Genomic DNA, 14,317 nt, shown 5'->3' with positions numbered 1-14,317 from the left:
ACAGGGCAGGAGTTCAGTTGGCTGAACCGCCACGACGTTCCGGCCGGCCACGACTTCATCCCGGCCTGAATGCCCTCACAGGGTTTCCAGGCCGCGCAGCGCGGCGCCCACGGTCTGCCGTCGCACGGCTTCGCGGTCACCCTCGAAATGGAACAACTCGGCGCGGGTGTAGCCCCCGCGACGCTTCCAGCCGATCCACACGGTGCCAACCGGCTTGTCCTCGCTGCCGCCACCCGGCCCCGCGATGCCGGTCACCGCCACGGCCACGCTTGCACCCGAGCGCACCAGTGCGCCGGAAACCATCTCGATCACGGTTTCGCGACTGACCGCGCCATGGCTTTCCAGCGTCTGCGGACTGACGCCCAACAGTGCCTGCTTGGCCTCGTAGCTGTAGACGACCATGCCGCTGTCGAACCAGTCCGACGAGCCCGCAACGCCGGTCATGGCCTTGGCGATCCAGCCGCCGGTGCAGCTCTCGGCGGTGACCACGTGATCACGCGCCGCGCGCAGGCGCTCACCCAGCTGGGTGGCCAACTGGTCCAGGTCGAAGTCGGTGGGAATGCTCATGGGAACGTCCGTGGGGGATGACAGCGTTGTAACGCAAATCACCGCCGGATGCGTCCCTTTGCCGCGCCCTGGATGGCAGAAGGGCCGCTTGGCAGCCCTTCGATGTCACCACTCCGGTTCCGGCTCCGGCAACAATGCGCGGATCACCGCACCGTCGGCGCCGGCCGCCAGTTTCTCCGCCTCCGCAATGGGCAGGTCTACTTCGATCAACCAGCCCTCCTCGTCGGCCTGCTCGCTGCGGATCACCTCCAGCTGATGCAGGCGCGAACGCAGGCGGCCTGCACTGGGCGGCAGCCGGATCGTGCCGGTCACGTGCTGCAGGCCGAGCCGGCGGCCCAGCACGGATTGCAGCAATTCCAGCCCGCGTCCGTCGCGCGCCGAAATCCAGACGCGCTCGCGGCGAGACTCATCCGGCACGCCGTCCTGCGCGTCATGACGCACCTCGGCACCTTCGATCCGGTCGATCTTGTTGAACACCAGCAGCTGCGGCAGCTCGCCGGCACCCACCGCCTGGAGCACCTCGTCGACCTGCGCGATGCGCTCCTCGCGCAGCGGATCGGCCGCATCGACCAGGTGCAGCAGGAAGTCCGCCTCGCGCGCCTCGGACAGGGTCGAACGGAAGGCCGCGACCAGTTCGTGCGGCAGGTCGCGGACGAAACCCACGGTGTCGGCCAGCATCGCCTTGCCGCCGGGCAGCGCGATGCGCCGCACGGTCGGGTCGAGCGTGGCGAACAACTGGTCCGCCGCATACGCGCCCGCACCGGTCAGTGCATTGAACAGCGTGGACTTGCCGGCGTTGGTGTAGCCCACCAGCGCCACGCGCGGCATTTCGCTGCGCACGCGCGCGCGACGCATCTGGGTGCGCTGCACTTCGACCTTTTCCAGGCGCTTCTGCAGTTGCTCCACCCGCTTCTGCAGCAGGCGGCGGTCGGTTTCCAGCTGGGTTTCGCCCGGGCCACGCAGACCGATGGAACCGCCACGCTGGCGCTCCAGGTGGGTCCAGCCGCGGACCAGCCGGGTGGCCAGATGACGCAACTGCGCCAGCTCGACCTGCAGCTTGCCTTCATGGCTGTGCGCACGCTGGGCGAAGATGTCCAGGATCAGGCCGGTACGATCAATCACGCGCCGTTCCAGGAAGCGCTCCAGATTGCGCTCCTGCACGGGGGTGAGCTGATGGTTCACCAGCACCAGGTCGGCGCCGGTGGCGTCGGCCGCAGCCTTCACCTCGTCCAGTTTGCCACTGCCGATCAGCGTGGAGGGGTTGGGCCGATCCATGCGCGCGGTGATGGTCGCCGCGATGCTGGCACCGGCCGAGCGGGCCAGATCGGTGAACTCCTCCAGCACATCCTCTTCCAGCCGCCCTGCATGCGGCTGGATCAGCAACGCATGTTCGCCCCGTTTCGAGCGGTCAAACATGCGCCGCCACCTGCTTATTCGTTGTCGTCATCGCCTGCCTGGGAACTGCTGTCGGCGGACTGCACGTAACCACCGCCCGGGCCAACCTTGACGTTGCGCGCCGGCACCACGGTGGAGATGGCGTGCTTGTAGACCATCTGACTGACGGTATTGCGCAGCAGCACCACGAACTGATCGAACGATTCGATCGTGCCCTGCAACTTGATGCCATTGACCAGGTACACCGAAACCGGCACGCGCTCGCGGCGCAATGCGTTCAGAAACGGATCCTGCAAAGACTGCCCCTTGGACATCGTCTACTCCTCGTTATTGTTCTTATGGGCCGGATGGCCGGCACTCCCCTGCCGATCCGGAACCCCGATGGTAACACCGGCCGGGGGCCTCTCAGTTTCCCAAAAACAGCGAAACCGCGTTCCGCAGGCGGTCCATTTCGTGCTGCGGGTCAAACCAGCGGGCATCCAGTTCGCCACGCAACCAGGTCAACTGACGCTTGGCCAGTTGGCGGGTGGCGAAGACCCCCTTGTCACGGAACTCGGCCACGCTGCCCTGCCCGTCCAGGAACTGCCAGGCCTGGCGATAGCCGACCGCGCGGATGGCCGGCAGGTCCAGCGGCGAGGGCACCTGCGCCATCTGTGGCAGGGCCCGCAGCCCACGCACCTCATCAAGGAAACCGTGCTGGAGCATCAGATCGAAGCGCTGCTCGATGCGTTGGTGCAGCACCGAGCGGTCCGCCGGTGACAGCACCAGCTTGAGCACCCGCACCGGCAAGCGGGCGATGCCGGGCTGGGCCTGCCAGTAGCTGATCGGCTTGCCGGTCAGGCGATAGACCTCCAGTGCCCGCTGGATGCGCTGCGGGTCGGTGGCATGGATGCGTCGCGCGGCCACCGGGTCGATCCCCGCCAGTTGCGCGTGCAAGGCTGCCCACCCCGCTTCCCCGGCCTCGGCGACGATCTGCGCGCGCATGGCCGGATCCGCCTCGGGCATCGGCGACAACCCCTGCAGCAACGCCCGGAAGTACAACCCCGTTCCACCGGCGAGGATCGGCAACTTGCCGCGCGCGACGATGTCACGCACCGCGGCCGCGGCATCGGCGGCGAACTCCGCCGCCGAGTACGTCTGCCACGGGTCGCGCAGGTCCAGCAGGTGATGGGGAATGCCCGCCTGCTCTGCAGCATCCGGCTTGGCTGCGCCAATCTCCAGGCCACGGTAGACCAGCGCCGAGTCGACGCTGACGATCTCGCCGCCATGTGCCTTGGCCAAGGCGATCGCCGCCGCGGTCTTGCCAGAGGCGGTCGGGCCCATCAGGGCGATGGCCAAGGGCCGCTGGTCGACGGTCATCAATCCTCGTCCGGCCAACGCGGCATCGCCGGCGTGTCGGCTCGCGGCGCCGGTACCGCATCGACTGCAGCCAGTACTTTCAATGCATCCACGGTCGCGGCGACATCATGCACGCGCACGATCTTTGCGCCGCGCTGGACCGCCAGCAGGTGCGCCGCCAGCGAACCGGCAACCCGCTCGGCCGCCAGCGCACGCCCGGTCACATCGCCGATGCAGCGCTTGCGCGAGAAACCCGCCAGCACCGGCACGCCGAGCGTCAGCAGGCGTTCCTGGGCCGCCAGCAGCGCGAAATTCTGCGCGGTGTCCTTGTTGAAGCCATAGCCCGGATCGACCACCAGCCGGTTACGGGCAACCCCCGCCATCTCCGCGGCGAACACGCGTTCGGCAAGGAAGCGCTGGACGTCACCGGCGATGTCGTCATAGGCCTGCGCCTGCCCTGCCGCGTACGGCCCACCCACCGCATGCATCAGCACCACCGCTGCGCCGGCGCCGGCCACTGCATCCATCGCCCCGGGCTGTTGCAGCGCCTGCACGTCATTGACCATCCCGGCACCGACCGCCAGCGCCGCCCGCATCACCTCCGGCTTGAAGGTATCCACGCTCAGCGGCACCCCGGTACGTTCGTGCAGCGCGGCGATCACCGGCGCGACGCGATCGATCTCCTCCTGCACCGATACCGGCGTGGCGCCCGGGCGGGTCGATTCCCCGCCGATATCGAGCAGGTCCGCCCCCTGCTCCACCAGCGCCAGCGCGTGTGCGACCGCGGCGTCCACGCTGAAATGCTGGCCGCCATCGGAGAACGAATCCGGGGTGACGTTGACGATGCCCATCACCTGCGGGCGGTCCAACCGCAGCTTGCGGCCGGCGCAATCGAGCATGGGGGCGATATCGAACATCAGCGCTTGTTCCTCGAACGGATCCTGTTGCCGACCAGGCTCAACACCACGCCCAGCACCACGCCAACGAAGATGCCGGTCAGGTAGTTGCCGGTCTTCACCCCGAAGGCAACGCCGGCCACGGTCGCGATGACCATTTCCGGCATGTTGAGCGGTGGTGGTTGCTGCGGCTTGGGGGTGTTCATGTCGGTACCGGGATAACAGGAGTCGCGCCTATTCTCGCCCAGCGCGGGGCGGCCGCAAACGGAAACGGGCCGGAAGGCCGGCCCGTTTCGTCACGCTCATCGCTGGACGGTCAGTGCTGGCCGGCCGGGTCGGTGATCGGCGTCACCGGGCGCTGGTCGTCGCCGCCCTTGCCGTCACCGGCGCGGTCGTTGTTGCCACCCTTGGCCACCCAACCGGCCGGCGGCGACGGCTCACGGCCTTCCATCAGCGCCTTCACCTGCTCAGCGTCGATGGTTTCCCATTCCAGCAGCGCCGCGGTCATGGCCTCGACCACGTCGCGCTTTTCTTCCAGGATCTTGTAGGCAACGGCGTACTGCTCGTCGAGGATGCGACGGATCTCCGCGTCCACCTTCTGCTGGGTGGCCTCGGAAATGGTCTTGTTGTGCATGCCATAGCCGCCTTCGTCATCGGCGTAGACCATGGTGCCCAGCACATCGGACATGCCGTACTTGGTGACCATGCCACGGGCCAGCTTGGTCGCACGCTCGAAGTCGTTGGACGCGCCGGTGGACATCTGGCCGACGAAGATCTCCTCGGCAATGCGGCCACCAAACAGGATCGCCAGCTCTTCCAGCATGCGGTCCTTGTACTTGCTGATGTGGTCGTGCTCCGGCAGCTGCCAGGTCACGCCCAATGCCCAGCCGCGCGGCATGATCGTCACCTTGTGGACCGGGTCGGCCTTGGGCAGCGACATCGCCACCACGGCGTGGCCGGACTCGTGATAAGCGGTGTTGCGACGCTCATCCTCGCGCATGACCATGCTGCGACGCTCCGGACCCATGTAGATCTTGTCCTTGGCGTCCTCGAAGTCCTTCATGTCGACTTCCTGCTTGTTGCGACGAGCCGCAAACAGGGCGCCTTCATTGATCAGGTTGGCCAGGTCCGCACCGGAGAAGCCCGGGGTACCCCGTGCCAGCACTTCCGGACGCACGTCATCGGCGGCGGGCACCTTGCGCAGGTGCACGCGCAGGATCTGCTCGCGGCCCTTGATGTCGGGCAGGCCAACCATAACCTGGCGGTCGAAGCGGCCCGGACGCAGCAGCGCCTTGTCCAGCACGTCCGGACGGTTGGTGGCGGCGATCACGATCACGCCCTCACCGCCCTCGAAGCCATCCATTTCGACCAGCATCTGGTTCAGGGTCTGCTCGCGCTCATCGTGGCCACCGCCCATGCCGGAGCCGCGATGGCGGCCGACGGCATCGATTTCGTCGATGAAGATGATGCACGGCGCATGCTTCTTGGCCTGCTCGAACATGTCACGCACGCGGCTGGCGCCGACGCCGACGAACATCTCGACGAAGTCCGAACCGGAGATCGCGAAGAACGGCACCTTGGCCTCGCCGGCGATGGCCTTGGCCAGCAGCGTCTTGCCGGTACCCGGCGGGCCCACCATCAGCACGCCGCGCGGGATCTTGCCGCCCAGCTTGGTGAACTTGGTCGGGTCACGCAGGAACTCGACCAGCTCGCCGACTTCCTCCTTGGCCTCGTCGCAACCGGCGACGTCGGCGAAGGTGACCTTGATCTGGTCCTCGCCCTGCAGCTTGGCGCGCGACTTGCCGAAGGACATCGCGCCCTTGGCACCACCGCCACCGCCCTGCATCTGGCGCATCATGAAGATCCAGAAGCCGATCAACAGCAGCACCGGCAGGAACTGCAGCACCAGGCCCCAGAAGCCCGGGCCGGTGGCCGGCTCCTGGCGTGCCACTTCAACGTTCTTGGAATACAGCTGGTCCAGCAGCTTCGGGTCGGCCGGTGCGAACAGCTGGCCCTCCGAGCCGTCGGAGCGCTTGAAACGCAGGTGGTTGGTGGTGAGCGTGGTCTTGTCGGTGTACTCGACCGACTTGATCCGGCCCGAGTCCACTTCCTGCAGGAACTGCGTGTAATTGCGCGCATTGCCTGCAGCAACGGCTCCGCCGCGCGGGGCGAAGCTCTGGAACACCACCATCAGCACGACGGCGACAACCACCCAAAGCAGGAGGTTCTTGGTCAGGTCGTTCATCCTCATCGGCTCCGATGTCCCTCTAATTTCTTAACGCGGTCGTATGGTTGAGCTTACTTGATCTGCTTGCGCTTGCCTTGGCCCAGGGCATACACCTCGGGCGAACGCTTGCGCGAGGCCTCCGGCTTGCGGATGGACACCTTGTCATAACGCCGGCGCATCTCGCGCACGTAGTCATCAAAGCCAACGCCCTGGAACAGCTTGATCAGGAACGCCCCACCCGGCTTGAGGTGGTTGTCGGCAAAATCCATCGCCAACTCGGCCAGGTGCATCATCCGCGGCTGGTCGACCGCATCCATGCCACTCTTATTGGGGGCCATATCCGACAGCACAAGGTCTACCGGCTGATTCCCCAGCATGGCTTCAAACTGGGATAGGACGGTTTCTTCCCTGAAGTCACCGTGAAGGAACTCAACCCCGGCCAGCGGCGGCATCTCCAGGATGTCCAGGGCCAGGACCCGGCCGGTGTCGCCCATCTGTCTCCGCACCTGTTGAGACCAACCACCCGGGGCGGCACCGAGGTCGACCACCACCATGTTCGGCTTGAGCAGGCGGTCGCGCTCCAGCAGCTCTTCCAGCTTGTAGGCCGCACGCGAGCGCATCCCCTCCTTTTGTGCCTTTTTCACAAAGGGATCGGAAAAGTGTTCTTTCAGCCAGCGCTGGCTGCTCTTGCTATGGGAAGGCATCGAGAATGGGGCTTACAGGGGTGGTCATGATACCCTGAACCCCCTTGATAACCCGTATTCCTGCATGTCCATTGTCCTGACCCCGGCCCAAAACCGATTCCTGCGCGGCGTGGCGCACGATCTGAAAGCACTACTGCAGATCGGCGGCAAGGGGGTTACTCCCGCCTTCCTGGCGGAGCTGGACGAAGTGCTGGAACGCCACGAGCTGATCAAGGTCAAGGTGGGTGCCGAGGACCGCGAAGCCCGTGAAGCCATCGTCGCCGAACTGGTCCAAGCCAGCGGCAGCGCGCTGGTGCAGCGCATCGGCTTCGTCGCCGTGCTGTACCGCCCGGCCAAGGAAAAGCGCCAGATCGTGCTGCCCCGCGGCTGATCGCCGAGGATTCCCCACATGTTGCTCAGCCGTGAACTGCCGGACTACACCTACTCCCTGCGATCGGCCGATGGCCACCAGGCCCGGGTAAACGACCAGACCCTGCAGCACAGCTTCGTGCTGGCCCCCAACCAGCTGATCGAGAACTGGCCGGTCACCTCCGCCAGAACACTGACGCCCGAGCACCTGGATGCCGCGCTGGCGCAGGACCCGGAGCTGGTGATCCTGGCCACCGGCGAGAAGCAAGTGTTCCCCGCCCCGGCGGTGATGGCGGCTTGCCTGACCCGCGGCATCGGCATCGAGGTGATGAACAATGCCTCCGCCGCCCGCACCTTCAATGTGCTGGCCGGCGAGAACCGCAAGGTCGTGGTCGCGTTCATCCTGGAACCCGCCGCCTGAGCGTTCGCCCATCGCCCCGCGCTCGCCCAACGCAAAAAGCCCGATGCATCGCATCGGGCTTTTTGTTTGATCGCGTCGATACCAAACAGCCGGGAGCGTTCTGCACTTCATCCCGGCCGACGGCGATGCATCAGCGGCTGGGCAGGTACTGCAGCGGGTCGACCGGCTTGCCGTTGTAGCGGATTTCGAAGTGCAGCATGTCGCGCGAGGTGCCGGTGCGGCCCATCTCGGCGATCTGGTCGCCGGCCTTCACGCTCTGCCCTTCGTTGACCAGGCGCTTGCGGTTGTGACCATAAGCCGACAGCCACTGGTCGTTGTGCTTGATGATGATCAGCTCGCCGTAACCGACCAGCCCGGCGCCGGAGTACACCACCACGCCCGGACCGGCCGCACGCACGGCCTGCCCGCTGGAACCGGCGATATCAACGCCCTGCTTGGTGGTCTCGCCGGCCACGAAACGCCCGACCAGCGCGCCGTCGGCCGGCCAACGCCAGCTGATGCCGCTGTTGACCGGCGCGGTGACCGGTGCCGTCGGGGTCGGTGGGCGTGTGGTGGTCGTGGTCGAACCGCTGCCGGACGGCCGCGTGGCGGCGGTGCCGCTGCCCTGCGGATACAGCTTCAGGGTCTGCCCGGGGTAGATCGTGTTGGGATTGGACAGGCCGTTCCACGCAGCCAGGTCACTCGGGGTGATGTTGTTGATGCGGGCCAGGCCGAACAACGTATCGCCGCGGCGTACCGTCACCGTCTGTCCCGGCCGCGGCACCGAGGTACGCGGCGTGGTCGACGCGGCGCCCGCGGACGAGCCACCTGCCGGCTTCTTGACCACCGTGGCCGTACCGCAGGCCGCCAGCGCGATGACCATCGCCACTGCCGCCGCACCGCGGATCCCCTTGCCCAACTTCTTTGCATTCATGCGAATTTCGCTCTCCAGACCAGCCAGCCCACCAGGCCCACCACCAGCACGGTGGCAATCCAGCCCAATGGTTCGATCCAACGACGCAGCGCCTCGACCGCGCGCGCGCCACCGAAGCGGATTACCGCCGCCAACAGGTACACGCGCTTGCCGCGCCCGACCAGCATGCTCAACACGTACTGCGGCAGCGGTACGCCCACGATACCCGAGGCCCATGTGAAGACCTTCATCGGAATGGGCATGAAACCACCCAGCACCAGGAAAGTGAACACCGCCCACGGCGATTCGATCATCTTTTCCTGCAGCGTGGCGATGCCCGACTCGATCGCCGGCAGCATGCCCATCCACTCGAAGACCGGCTTGAGCACCTCGAAGGCGTAATGGCCCAGCGCGTAACCGACCAGGGCACCGGCCATCGAGCCGATCAGGCTCAGCGTGGCGAACCACCAGCCCTTGCGCGGCTGCGCCACGCACATCGGCATCAGCATCACCTCCGGCATCACCGGGAAGATGATCGCCTCGACGAAGCTGAGCACCGTCAGGTAGGTCGGCGCGCGCTCGTGGTTGGCCCAGCGCATCGCACGGTCGTACAACGGCCCGAAGATCTTCATTGCAGTCCTTGTTCCCGGTTCAATCCAACATGCCCGAAAGCAGGGGCACGAAGCTCACCGGCGCCAGTTCTTCCTGGGCGATGGTGCCATCGGCCTGCCGGGTCAACTGCAACAACACCTGTCCGCCCGCACCGCCCACCGGCGCGACCAACCGGCCACCCACGGCCAACTGGTCGATCAGCGCGTCCACCAGCGCCGGCGCGGCGGCGGTCACCACGATGGCGTCATACGGACCATGCTCGGGCCACCCGATACGGCCGTCATCATGCTTGCTACGCACGTTCATGCCCAGCTGGCGGAAGCGCTTGCGGGCCTGCCGCAGCAGGTCGCCAATACGCTCCACGGTGAACACCTCCAGCCCCAGCGCGGCCAGGATGGCGGCCTGGTAACCCGAACCGGTGCCGACCTCCAGCACGGTCCTGGGCTCCACCGCCAGCACCGCCTCGGTCATGCGCGCCACGACCCAGGGCTGGGAGATGGTCTGGCCATGGCCGATCGGCAGTGCGGTGTCCTCATAGGCGCGTGAGGCCAGTGCTTCATCGATGAACAGATGACGGGGCACGACGCGCACCGCGTTGAGGGCAGCTTCGTTGACGATGCCGGCTTCGCGCAGGCGGTCGACCAGGCGGTCGCGCACGCGCTGGGAGGTCATGCCGATCCCGACCGCCTCCGGCTGCAGGCGCAGGCGCGGGGTCATTCCGCCTTCCCCAGGGATTCGGTGAGCCCGCCCACCCAGCCGGCGACCTTCTCCAGCGCCTCGTAGCGGGTCAGGTCCACCTGGATCGGGGTGATCGAGATATGCCCGGTGCGCACGGCGTGGAAATCGGTGCCGGGCCCGGCATCCTGCTCGCTGCCCGCCGGGCCGATCCAGTACACGGTGTTGCCGCGCGGGTCGGTCGCCGGCACGCAGGCCTCGGCACGATGGCGGTTGCCCAAGCGGGTGACCTCGAAGCCACGGATATCTTCCCAGGCCAGGTCCGGCACGTTGACGTTGAGGATGGTGTCGGCCGGCAATGGATCAGCGATCAACCGCGCCACGATCTCCACCGCCGCACGTGCCGCGCTGCGGAAGTGCTTGGCCTCGTGCTTGTGGGTGACCAGCGAGACGGCCACCGACGGCAGGCCGAGGAAGCGCCCCTCCATCGCCGCGGACACGGTCCCGGAATAGATCACGTCGTCGCCGAGGTTGGCGGCATTGTTGATGCCCGACACGACGATGTCCGGCTCGTATTCGAGCATGCCGGTCAGGGCAAGGTGGACGCAGTCGGTCGGCGTGCCGGCCACCGCGCAGGTGTAATGGTCGATGCGACGCAGCCGCACCGGCTGGTCGAGGGTGAGCGAGTTGGAGGCGCCGGAACGGTCACGGTCCGGGGCCACCACGGTGACTTCATGCCCTGCATTGCGGAGCTCCTCGGCGAGCATCTTGATGCCGGGGGCGTCCACACCGTCGTCATTGCTTACAAGTACGCGCATTAAAGACCTGGATCACTGGATCAACACGCGGCGCCCCCTGCGCGCCGCAACCGCCGGACCGTCCTGCGCCTGGCGCCAGGCCGGCCGACCTGAAGGGCCATGATACCGGAATGCGCCCGGCCACTTCCCCTGCCATTTGCCGGATACATGCCGCAGGTTACGCTGTGCGCATGTCGTACCCCGAAGACGAAGATGACAGCGCCCTGTTCCGCTCGGCCATCGGCGAAGTGACGCCGATGCGGCCAGTGGAGACACCGGCCACCGGCAAGCCTCGCCCGAAACCGCGCGCACGCATGGCTGAACAGGATGAATCGGAGGCGTTGGGCGAGTTCGCCCGGCTGCTGCGCTCCAGCGCGCCACTGGAAGCCGGCGACACCGCCAGCTACCGGCGTGACAACCTGCCGGCGCGGATGTTCCAGCGGCTCAAGCGTGGCCAGTACTCGGTGCAGGACGAACTGGACCTGCACGGTGCCACTGCCGCCCAGGCCGAAGGGTTGTTGCGTCAGTTCCTGGGCGAAGCGCGCGACCATGAACACGGCTGCGTGCGCATCATCCACGGCAAGGGCCTGCAGGCCGATGGCGGCGCGCCGGTGCTGAAGAACCTGGTGGACCGCCTGCTGCGCCAGCGCAACGACGTGCTGGCCTTCCATTCCGCCCCGGCGGCACAGGGCGGCACCGGGGCGGTGTTGGTGTTGTTGGCCCATCGCTGACAGGTACCGGCAATCCGAGCGACGGGGCTTTCATCGGCTTCGCGGCCGAGGCCGCTGCTACCGGCGGGGTTATTCCGCGCGGCTGGCGTCGTTGGTCTGGCCCAGTTCGTGCAGCACCGCTGTGGCGTAGCAGCCCGGCGGCAGCGCGAACGACAGTTCGAGCACGTCCGCGGCCAGCCATTGGTGCTGCATCAATGCCGGACGCAAGCGCAGGGCACGACGTTCCTGCTTCAAGCCGGCTTCTTCAAGCCCGGCACGCAATGCCAGCGCCTGGTCGTCGGACAGCGCCTGTTCTTCCAGGGCACGCGCGGCATCGGTGGAACGCAGCTCGCCGACGCCCCACAGCGGCGCGCTGGGATGGATATCGAAACGCGCCAGGCGCTTGGCCAATACATCACTCATCGGTTCCGGGCCGAACACCGAGCGGCTGCCGTCCAGCATCCATACCTCACCGTCCAACGGCGTGTCCCAGTTGCCCTGCTCCACGCGCGCGGCCAGGACGCGATTGAACAAGGCCGAGCGCGCGGCCGACAGCAGCATCGAACGCTGGTCCTTGCGCACGCGACGTCCAGCAAACATCTGCAGCGCGGCCGGCACGTTGCCGCCATCGCGACCGAAGCGCTGTTCACCAAACCAGTTGGGCAGGCCACGTGCGGCGATCAGTCGCAGGCGCTCATCGATGGCCGCCGCATCACCCTGCAGGTCACGCAGCACCAGCTTGAACCGGTTGCCCGCCAACGCGCCGCGCTGCAGCTTGCGGTTGTGCCAGGTCGAGGCCAACACCTGCACGTCGTCGGACGCCAATGCCGCCAGATCGGGGGCGACCCGCCTGGGCAGGTGCACGCTGAAGCGCTGCGTGGTCACCGCGTGGCGATCCTTCTGCCCGGCATAGCTGACCGCCATTTCCGGCAGGCCGGCCCACTGCGCCAGTTGCTTGGCGACGGCAACGGTGTTGGCACCGCGCTTGCGGATGTCGAGCAGCAGGTGTTCCCCCTCGCCGGTGGCTTCGAACGCAGGCAGCTCGTCCACCTGGAAATCCTCCGGCGTGCTGCGGATCGAGGCCGTCAACAGCGGCGCACCGAACGCCAGCGGCAGCGCGGTCACAGCGCCACCAACAGCACCGTCGCCTGCGCGGCGATGCCTTCCTCACGACCAGTGAAGCCCAGCTTCTCGCTGGTGGTGGCCTTGATGCTGACCCGGTCCAGCGTGATGCCCAGCAGCTGCGCCACCGTCTCGCGCATGGCCAGCGCATGCGGCCCGACCTTGGGCCGTTCGCAGATCACGGTGATGTCGGCGTTGCCGACCTGCCAGCCACGTTCGGCCAGCAGCGCATTGCAGTGGCTGACGAAGCGGCTGCTGTCCGCGCCCTTCCAACGGTCATCCGACGGCGGGAAGTGCACGCCGATATCGCCCAGCGCCAGCGCGCCCAGCATGGCATCGCACAGCGCGTGCAGGATCACGTCGCCATCGCTGTGGGCGAGCACGCCGCAACGGTGCGGCACGCGCACGCCGCCCAGCATGATGTGGTCGCCTTCGCCGAAGGCATGGACGTCGTAGCCCTGTCCAATGCGGATGGGCGGAAACGGAGTGGAAGCATTCATGGCAACACCGTACGTCAGAACTGTGCCGGCGCAGCGCGCCGAGCGGGGATATCAGCTGCCGCGGCGCGACAGCTCGAACTCGAAGCGGGCCAGATCGGCCGGCGTGGTGACCTTGAAGTTGCCCTCGGCCCCTTCCACCAGCAACGGACGCACCCCCTGCCGTTCCATCGCCATCGCCTCATCGGTGACGTCGATGCCGGCAGTGGCCGCGTCGATCAACGCCCGGCTCAACTGGTGGCGTCGGAACAACTGCGGGGTCAGCGCGCGCCACAGGCGTTCGCGCGGCTCGGTACGGTCAATGCCGCCATCGTCGCCGGCCCGCTTGAGGGTGTCGCGCACCGGTGCGGCGAGGATGGCACCCACCGGATCGGCACGGCCGACTTCCAGCAGGCGGGTCAGATCCACCGCGTCCAGGTTGGGACGCGCGGCGTCATGCACCAGCACGAAGTCATCGGCGCGCACGCTGTCCGGCAAGGCCTGCAGCCCCGCCAGTACCGACGCGGCGCGGGTATCGCCGCCGACGCAGGTGAGCACCGGCTTGTCGGCAAAGGAGGTCCAGCCCGGCCAATCGGCATCGTTCTCGGCAATGGCCACCATCACCCCGGCCACCCCGGGATGGGACAGCAGGGCATGCAGCGTATGCGCCAACAACGGCTCGCCGTCGGCCAGCAGGTACTGCTTGGGCACCGGGCCGCCGAAGCGGGTGCCACGGCCGGCTGCCGGAACCACCGCCCAGACCTGGGTCATCATGGCACCGGCTCCGTTCCATGCTCGACCGCGGTCGCCGCCGGGGGCGGCGCAGCCGGTGCGACCGGCGCGGCCACGGGGGCGTCCTCCACCACGCGGTAGAACTTCTCGCCGGGCTTGATCATGCCCAGCTCGCTACGCGCGCGCTCTTCGATGGCCGCCTCGCCTTCCTTCAGGTCCTTGACCTCGGCAGCAAGCGCATCGTTGCGCTGCTGCAGGCCGTCGTTGTCCCGCTTCTGGTTGGCGACCTGGGCTTCGAGCATCATTACTTCACCCGAATTGCCCGGGCCGAACCAGAAGCGGTACTGCAGCAAACCCAGCAGTACCGCGAGCACCAGCAGCAGCCAGCGCCAGTTGCGCATCAGC

At 67.2% G+C, this 14,317-nt stretch carries 19 protein-coding genes; 3 read left to right on the top strand and 16 right to left on the bottom strand.

From position 1 onward, the window contains the following. Positions 1 to 75: 75 nt before the first annotated feature. The 8 genes from VA603_RS16165 to rlmE form a co-directional block, all read right to left on the bottom strand. Positions 76 to 567: a CinA family protein gene (locus VA603_RS16165; protein ID WP_192288085.1), complete on the bottom strand. Its 492-nt coding sequence runs from the start codon at positions 565 to 567 to the stop codon at positions 76 to 78. A 105-nt stretch (positions 568 to 672) separates the two neighbouring features. After that, a complete protein-coding gene (gene hflX / locus VA603_RS16160; RefSeq protein ID WP_192288084.1) occupies positions 673 to 1,983 on the bottom strand; it encodes a ribosome rescue GTPase HflX in 1,311 nt (436 codons plus the stop codon). Between the two features lie 14 nt (positions 1,984 to 1,997). Then, positions 1,998 to 2,276, bottom strand: a complete 279-nt coding sequence (gene hfq / locus VA603_RS16155; RefSeq protein ID WP_132862736.1) for an RNA chaperone Hfq — start codon at positions 2,274 to 2,276, stop codon at positions 1,998 to 2,000. 91 nt (positions 2,277 to 2,367) lie between these two features. Beyond that, positions 2,368 to 3,321, bottom strand: a complete 954-nt coding sequence (miaA, locus tag VA603_RS16150; RefSeq protein ID WP_323439447.1) for a tRNA (adenosine(37)-N6)-dimethylallyltransferase MiaA — start codon at positions 3,319 to 3,321, stop codon at positions 2,368 to 2,370. Further along, positions 3,321 to 4,217, bottom strand: a complete 897-nt coding sequence (folP, locus tag VA603_RS16145) for a dihydropteroate synthase (protein WP_323439446.1) — start codon at positions 4,215 to 4,217, stop codon at positions 3,321 to 3,323. Before folP ends, miaA begins: the two co-directional genes overlap by 1 nt. Continuing rightward, on the bottom strand, positions 4,217 to 4,402 hold the full coding sequence (locus VA603_RS16140; protein WP_323439445.1) for a hypothetical protein: 186 nt from the start codon (positions 4,400 to 4,402) through the stop codon (positions 4,217 to 4,219). The genes folP and VA603_RS16140 overlap by 1 nt, the downstream gene beginning before the upstream one ends. Before the next feature lie 110 nt (positions 4,403 to 4,512). Then, a complete protein-coding gene (gene ftsH / locus VA603_RS16135) occupies positions 4,513 to 6,441 on the bottom strand; it encodes an ATP-dependent zinc metalloprotease FtsH (protein ID WP_323439444.1) in 1,929 nt (642 codons plus the stop codon). Between the two features lie 53 nt (positions 6,442 to 6,494). Beyond that, positions 6,495 to 7,127 (bottom strand): 23S rRNA (uridine(2552)-2'-O)-methyltransferase RlmE, encoded by a 633-nt coding sequence (rlmE, locus tag VA603_RS16130; protein WP_192288081.1) that lies wholly within the window; start codon positions 7,125 to 7,127, stop codon positions 6,495 to 6,497. Between the two features lie 64 nt (positions 7,128 to 7,191). Between rlmE and yhbY the strand changes: the two genes are divergently transcribed. Beyond that, positions 7,192 to 7,497 carry a ribosome assembly RNA-binding protein YhbY gene (gene yhbY / locus VA603_RS16125; RefSeq protein WP_132862730.1) on the top strand — a complete coding sequence of 102 codons (306 nt, stop codon included), beginning with the start codon at positions 7,192 to 7,194 and terminating at the stop codon, positions 7,495 to 7,497. An 18-nt stretch (positions 7,498 to 7,515) separates the two neighbouring features. After that, positions 7,516 to 7,896, top strand: coding sequence for an Mth938-like domain-containing protein (locus VA603_RS16120; protein ID WP_132862729.1), 381 nt, complete (start codon positions 7,516 to 7,518; stop codon positions 7,894 to 7,896). A 130-nt stretch (positions 7,897 to 8,026) separates the two neighbouring features. Here VA603_RS16120 and VA603_RS16115 read toward each other — a convergent pair whose 3' ends face one another. The 4 genes from VA603_RS16115 to surE are packed head-to-tail and all read right to left on the bottom strand — an operon-like array spanning position 8,027 to position 10,893. Beyond that, on the bottom strand, positions 8,027 to 8,827 hold the full coding sequence (locus VA603_RS16115) for a peptidoglycan DD-metalloendopeptidase family protein (RefSeq protein WP_425603741.1): 801 nt from the start codon (positions 8,825 to 8,827) through the stop codon (positions 8,027 to 8,029). Beyond that, positions 8,806 to 9,420 carry a YqaA family protein gene (locus VA603_RS16110; RefSeq protein WP_132862727.1) on the bottom strand — a complete coding sequence of 205 codons (615 nt, stop codon included), beginning with the start codon at positions 9,418 to 9,420 and terminating at the stop codon, positions 8,806 to 8,808. Before VA603_RS16110 ends, VA603_RS16115 begins: the two co-directional genes overlap by 22 nt. A 19-nt stretch (positions 9,421 to 9,439) precedes the next feature. Beyond that, positions 9,440 to 10,117: a protein-L-isoaspartate(D-aspartate) O-methyltransferase gene (locus VA603_RS16105; protein ID WP_132862726.1), complete on the bottom strand. Its 678-nt coding sequence runs from the start codon at positions 10,115 to 10,117 to the stop codon at positions 9,440 to 9,442. Next, on the bottom strand, positions 10,114 to 10,893 hold the full coding sequence (gene surE, locus VA603_RS16100) for a 5'/3'-nucleotidase SurE (protein ID WP_132862725.1): 780 nt from the start codon (positions 10,891 to 10,893) through the stop codon (positions 10,114 to 10,116). The genes VA603_RS16105 and surE overlap by 4 nt, the downstream gene beginning before the upstream one ends. A gap of 170 nt (positions 10,894 to 11,063) precedes the next feature. Here surE and VA603_RS16095 point away from each other — a divergent pair, with 170 nt between their 5' ends. Then, positions 11,064 to 11,603: a Smr/MutS family protein gene (locus VA603_RS16095; protein ID WP_132862724.1), complete on the top strand. Its 540-nt coding sequence runs from the start codon at positions 11,064 to 11,066 to the stop codon at positions 11,601 to 11,603. A 69-nt stretch (positions 11,604 to 11,672) separates the two neighbouring features. On the opposite strand, the gene truD is transcribed toward VA603_RS16095, so the two are convergent. The 4 genes from truD to ftsB are packed head-to-tail and all read right to left on the bottom strand — an operon-like array spanning position 11,673 to position 14,313. Beyond that, complete coding sequence (gene truD, locus VA603_RS16090) at positions 11,673 to 12,707, bottom strand: tRNA pseudouridine(13) synthase TruD (protein ID WP_323439442.1); 1,035 nt, start codon at positions 12,705 to 12,707, stop codon at positions 11,673 to 11,675. Beyond that, entirely contained in the window at positions 12,704 to 13,204 is a 501-nt protein-coding gene (ispF, locus tag VA603_RS16085) for a 2-C-methyl-D-erythritol 2,4-cyclodiphosphate synthase (protein ID WP_192288077.1), read from the bottom strand. Before ispF ends, truD begins: the two co-directional genes overlap by 4 nt. Positions 13,205 to 13,255: 51 nt before the next feature. Continuing rightward, the gene (gene ispD / locus VA603_RS16080; protein WP_425603740.1) at positions 13,256 to 13,951 is read right to left on the bottom strand and encodes a 2-C-methyl-D-erythritol 4-phosphate cytidylyltransferase; all 696 of its coding nucleotides are present in this window, start codon (positions 13,949 to 13,951) and stop codon (positions 13,256 to 13,258) included. Next, entirely contained in the window at positions 13,951 to 14,313 is a 363-nt protein-coding gene (gene ftsB / locus VA603_RS16075; protein WP_132862720.1) for a cell division protein FtsB, read from the bottom strand. Before ftsB ends, ispD begins: the two co-directional genes overlap by 1 nt. Positions 14,314 to 14,317 lie beyond the last annotated feature (4 nt).

It is taken from the genome of Stenotrophomonas capsici, from assembly GCF_034961085.1.
GTDB classification, from domain to species: Bacteria; Pseudomonadota; Gammaproteobacteria; order Xanthomonadales; family Xanthomonadaceae; genus Stenotrophomonas; species Stenotrophomonas capsici.
Note: the sequence above shows the minus strand (reverse complement) of the source record. Positions and strands in the feature narration are given on the sequence as shown.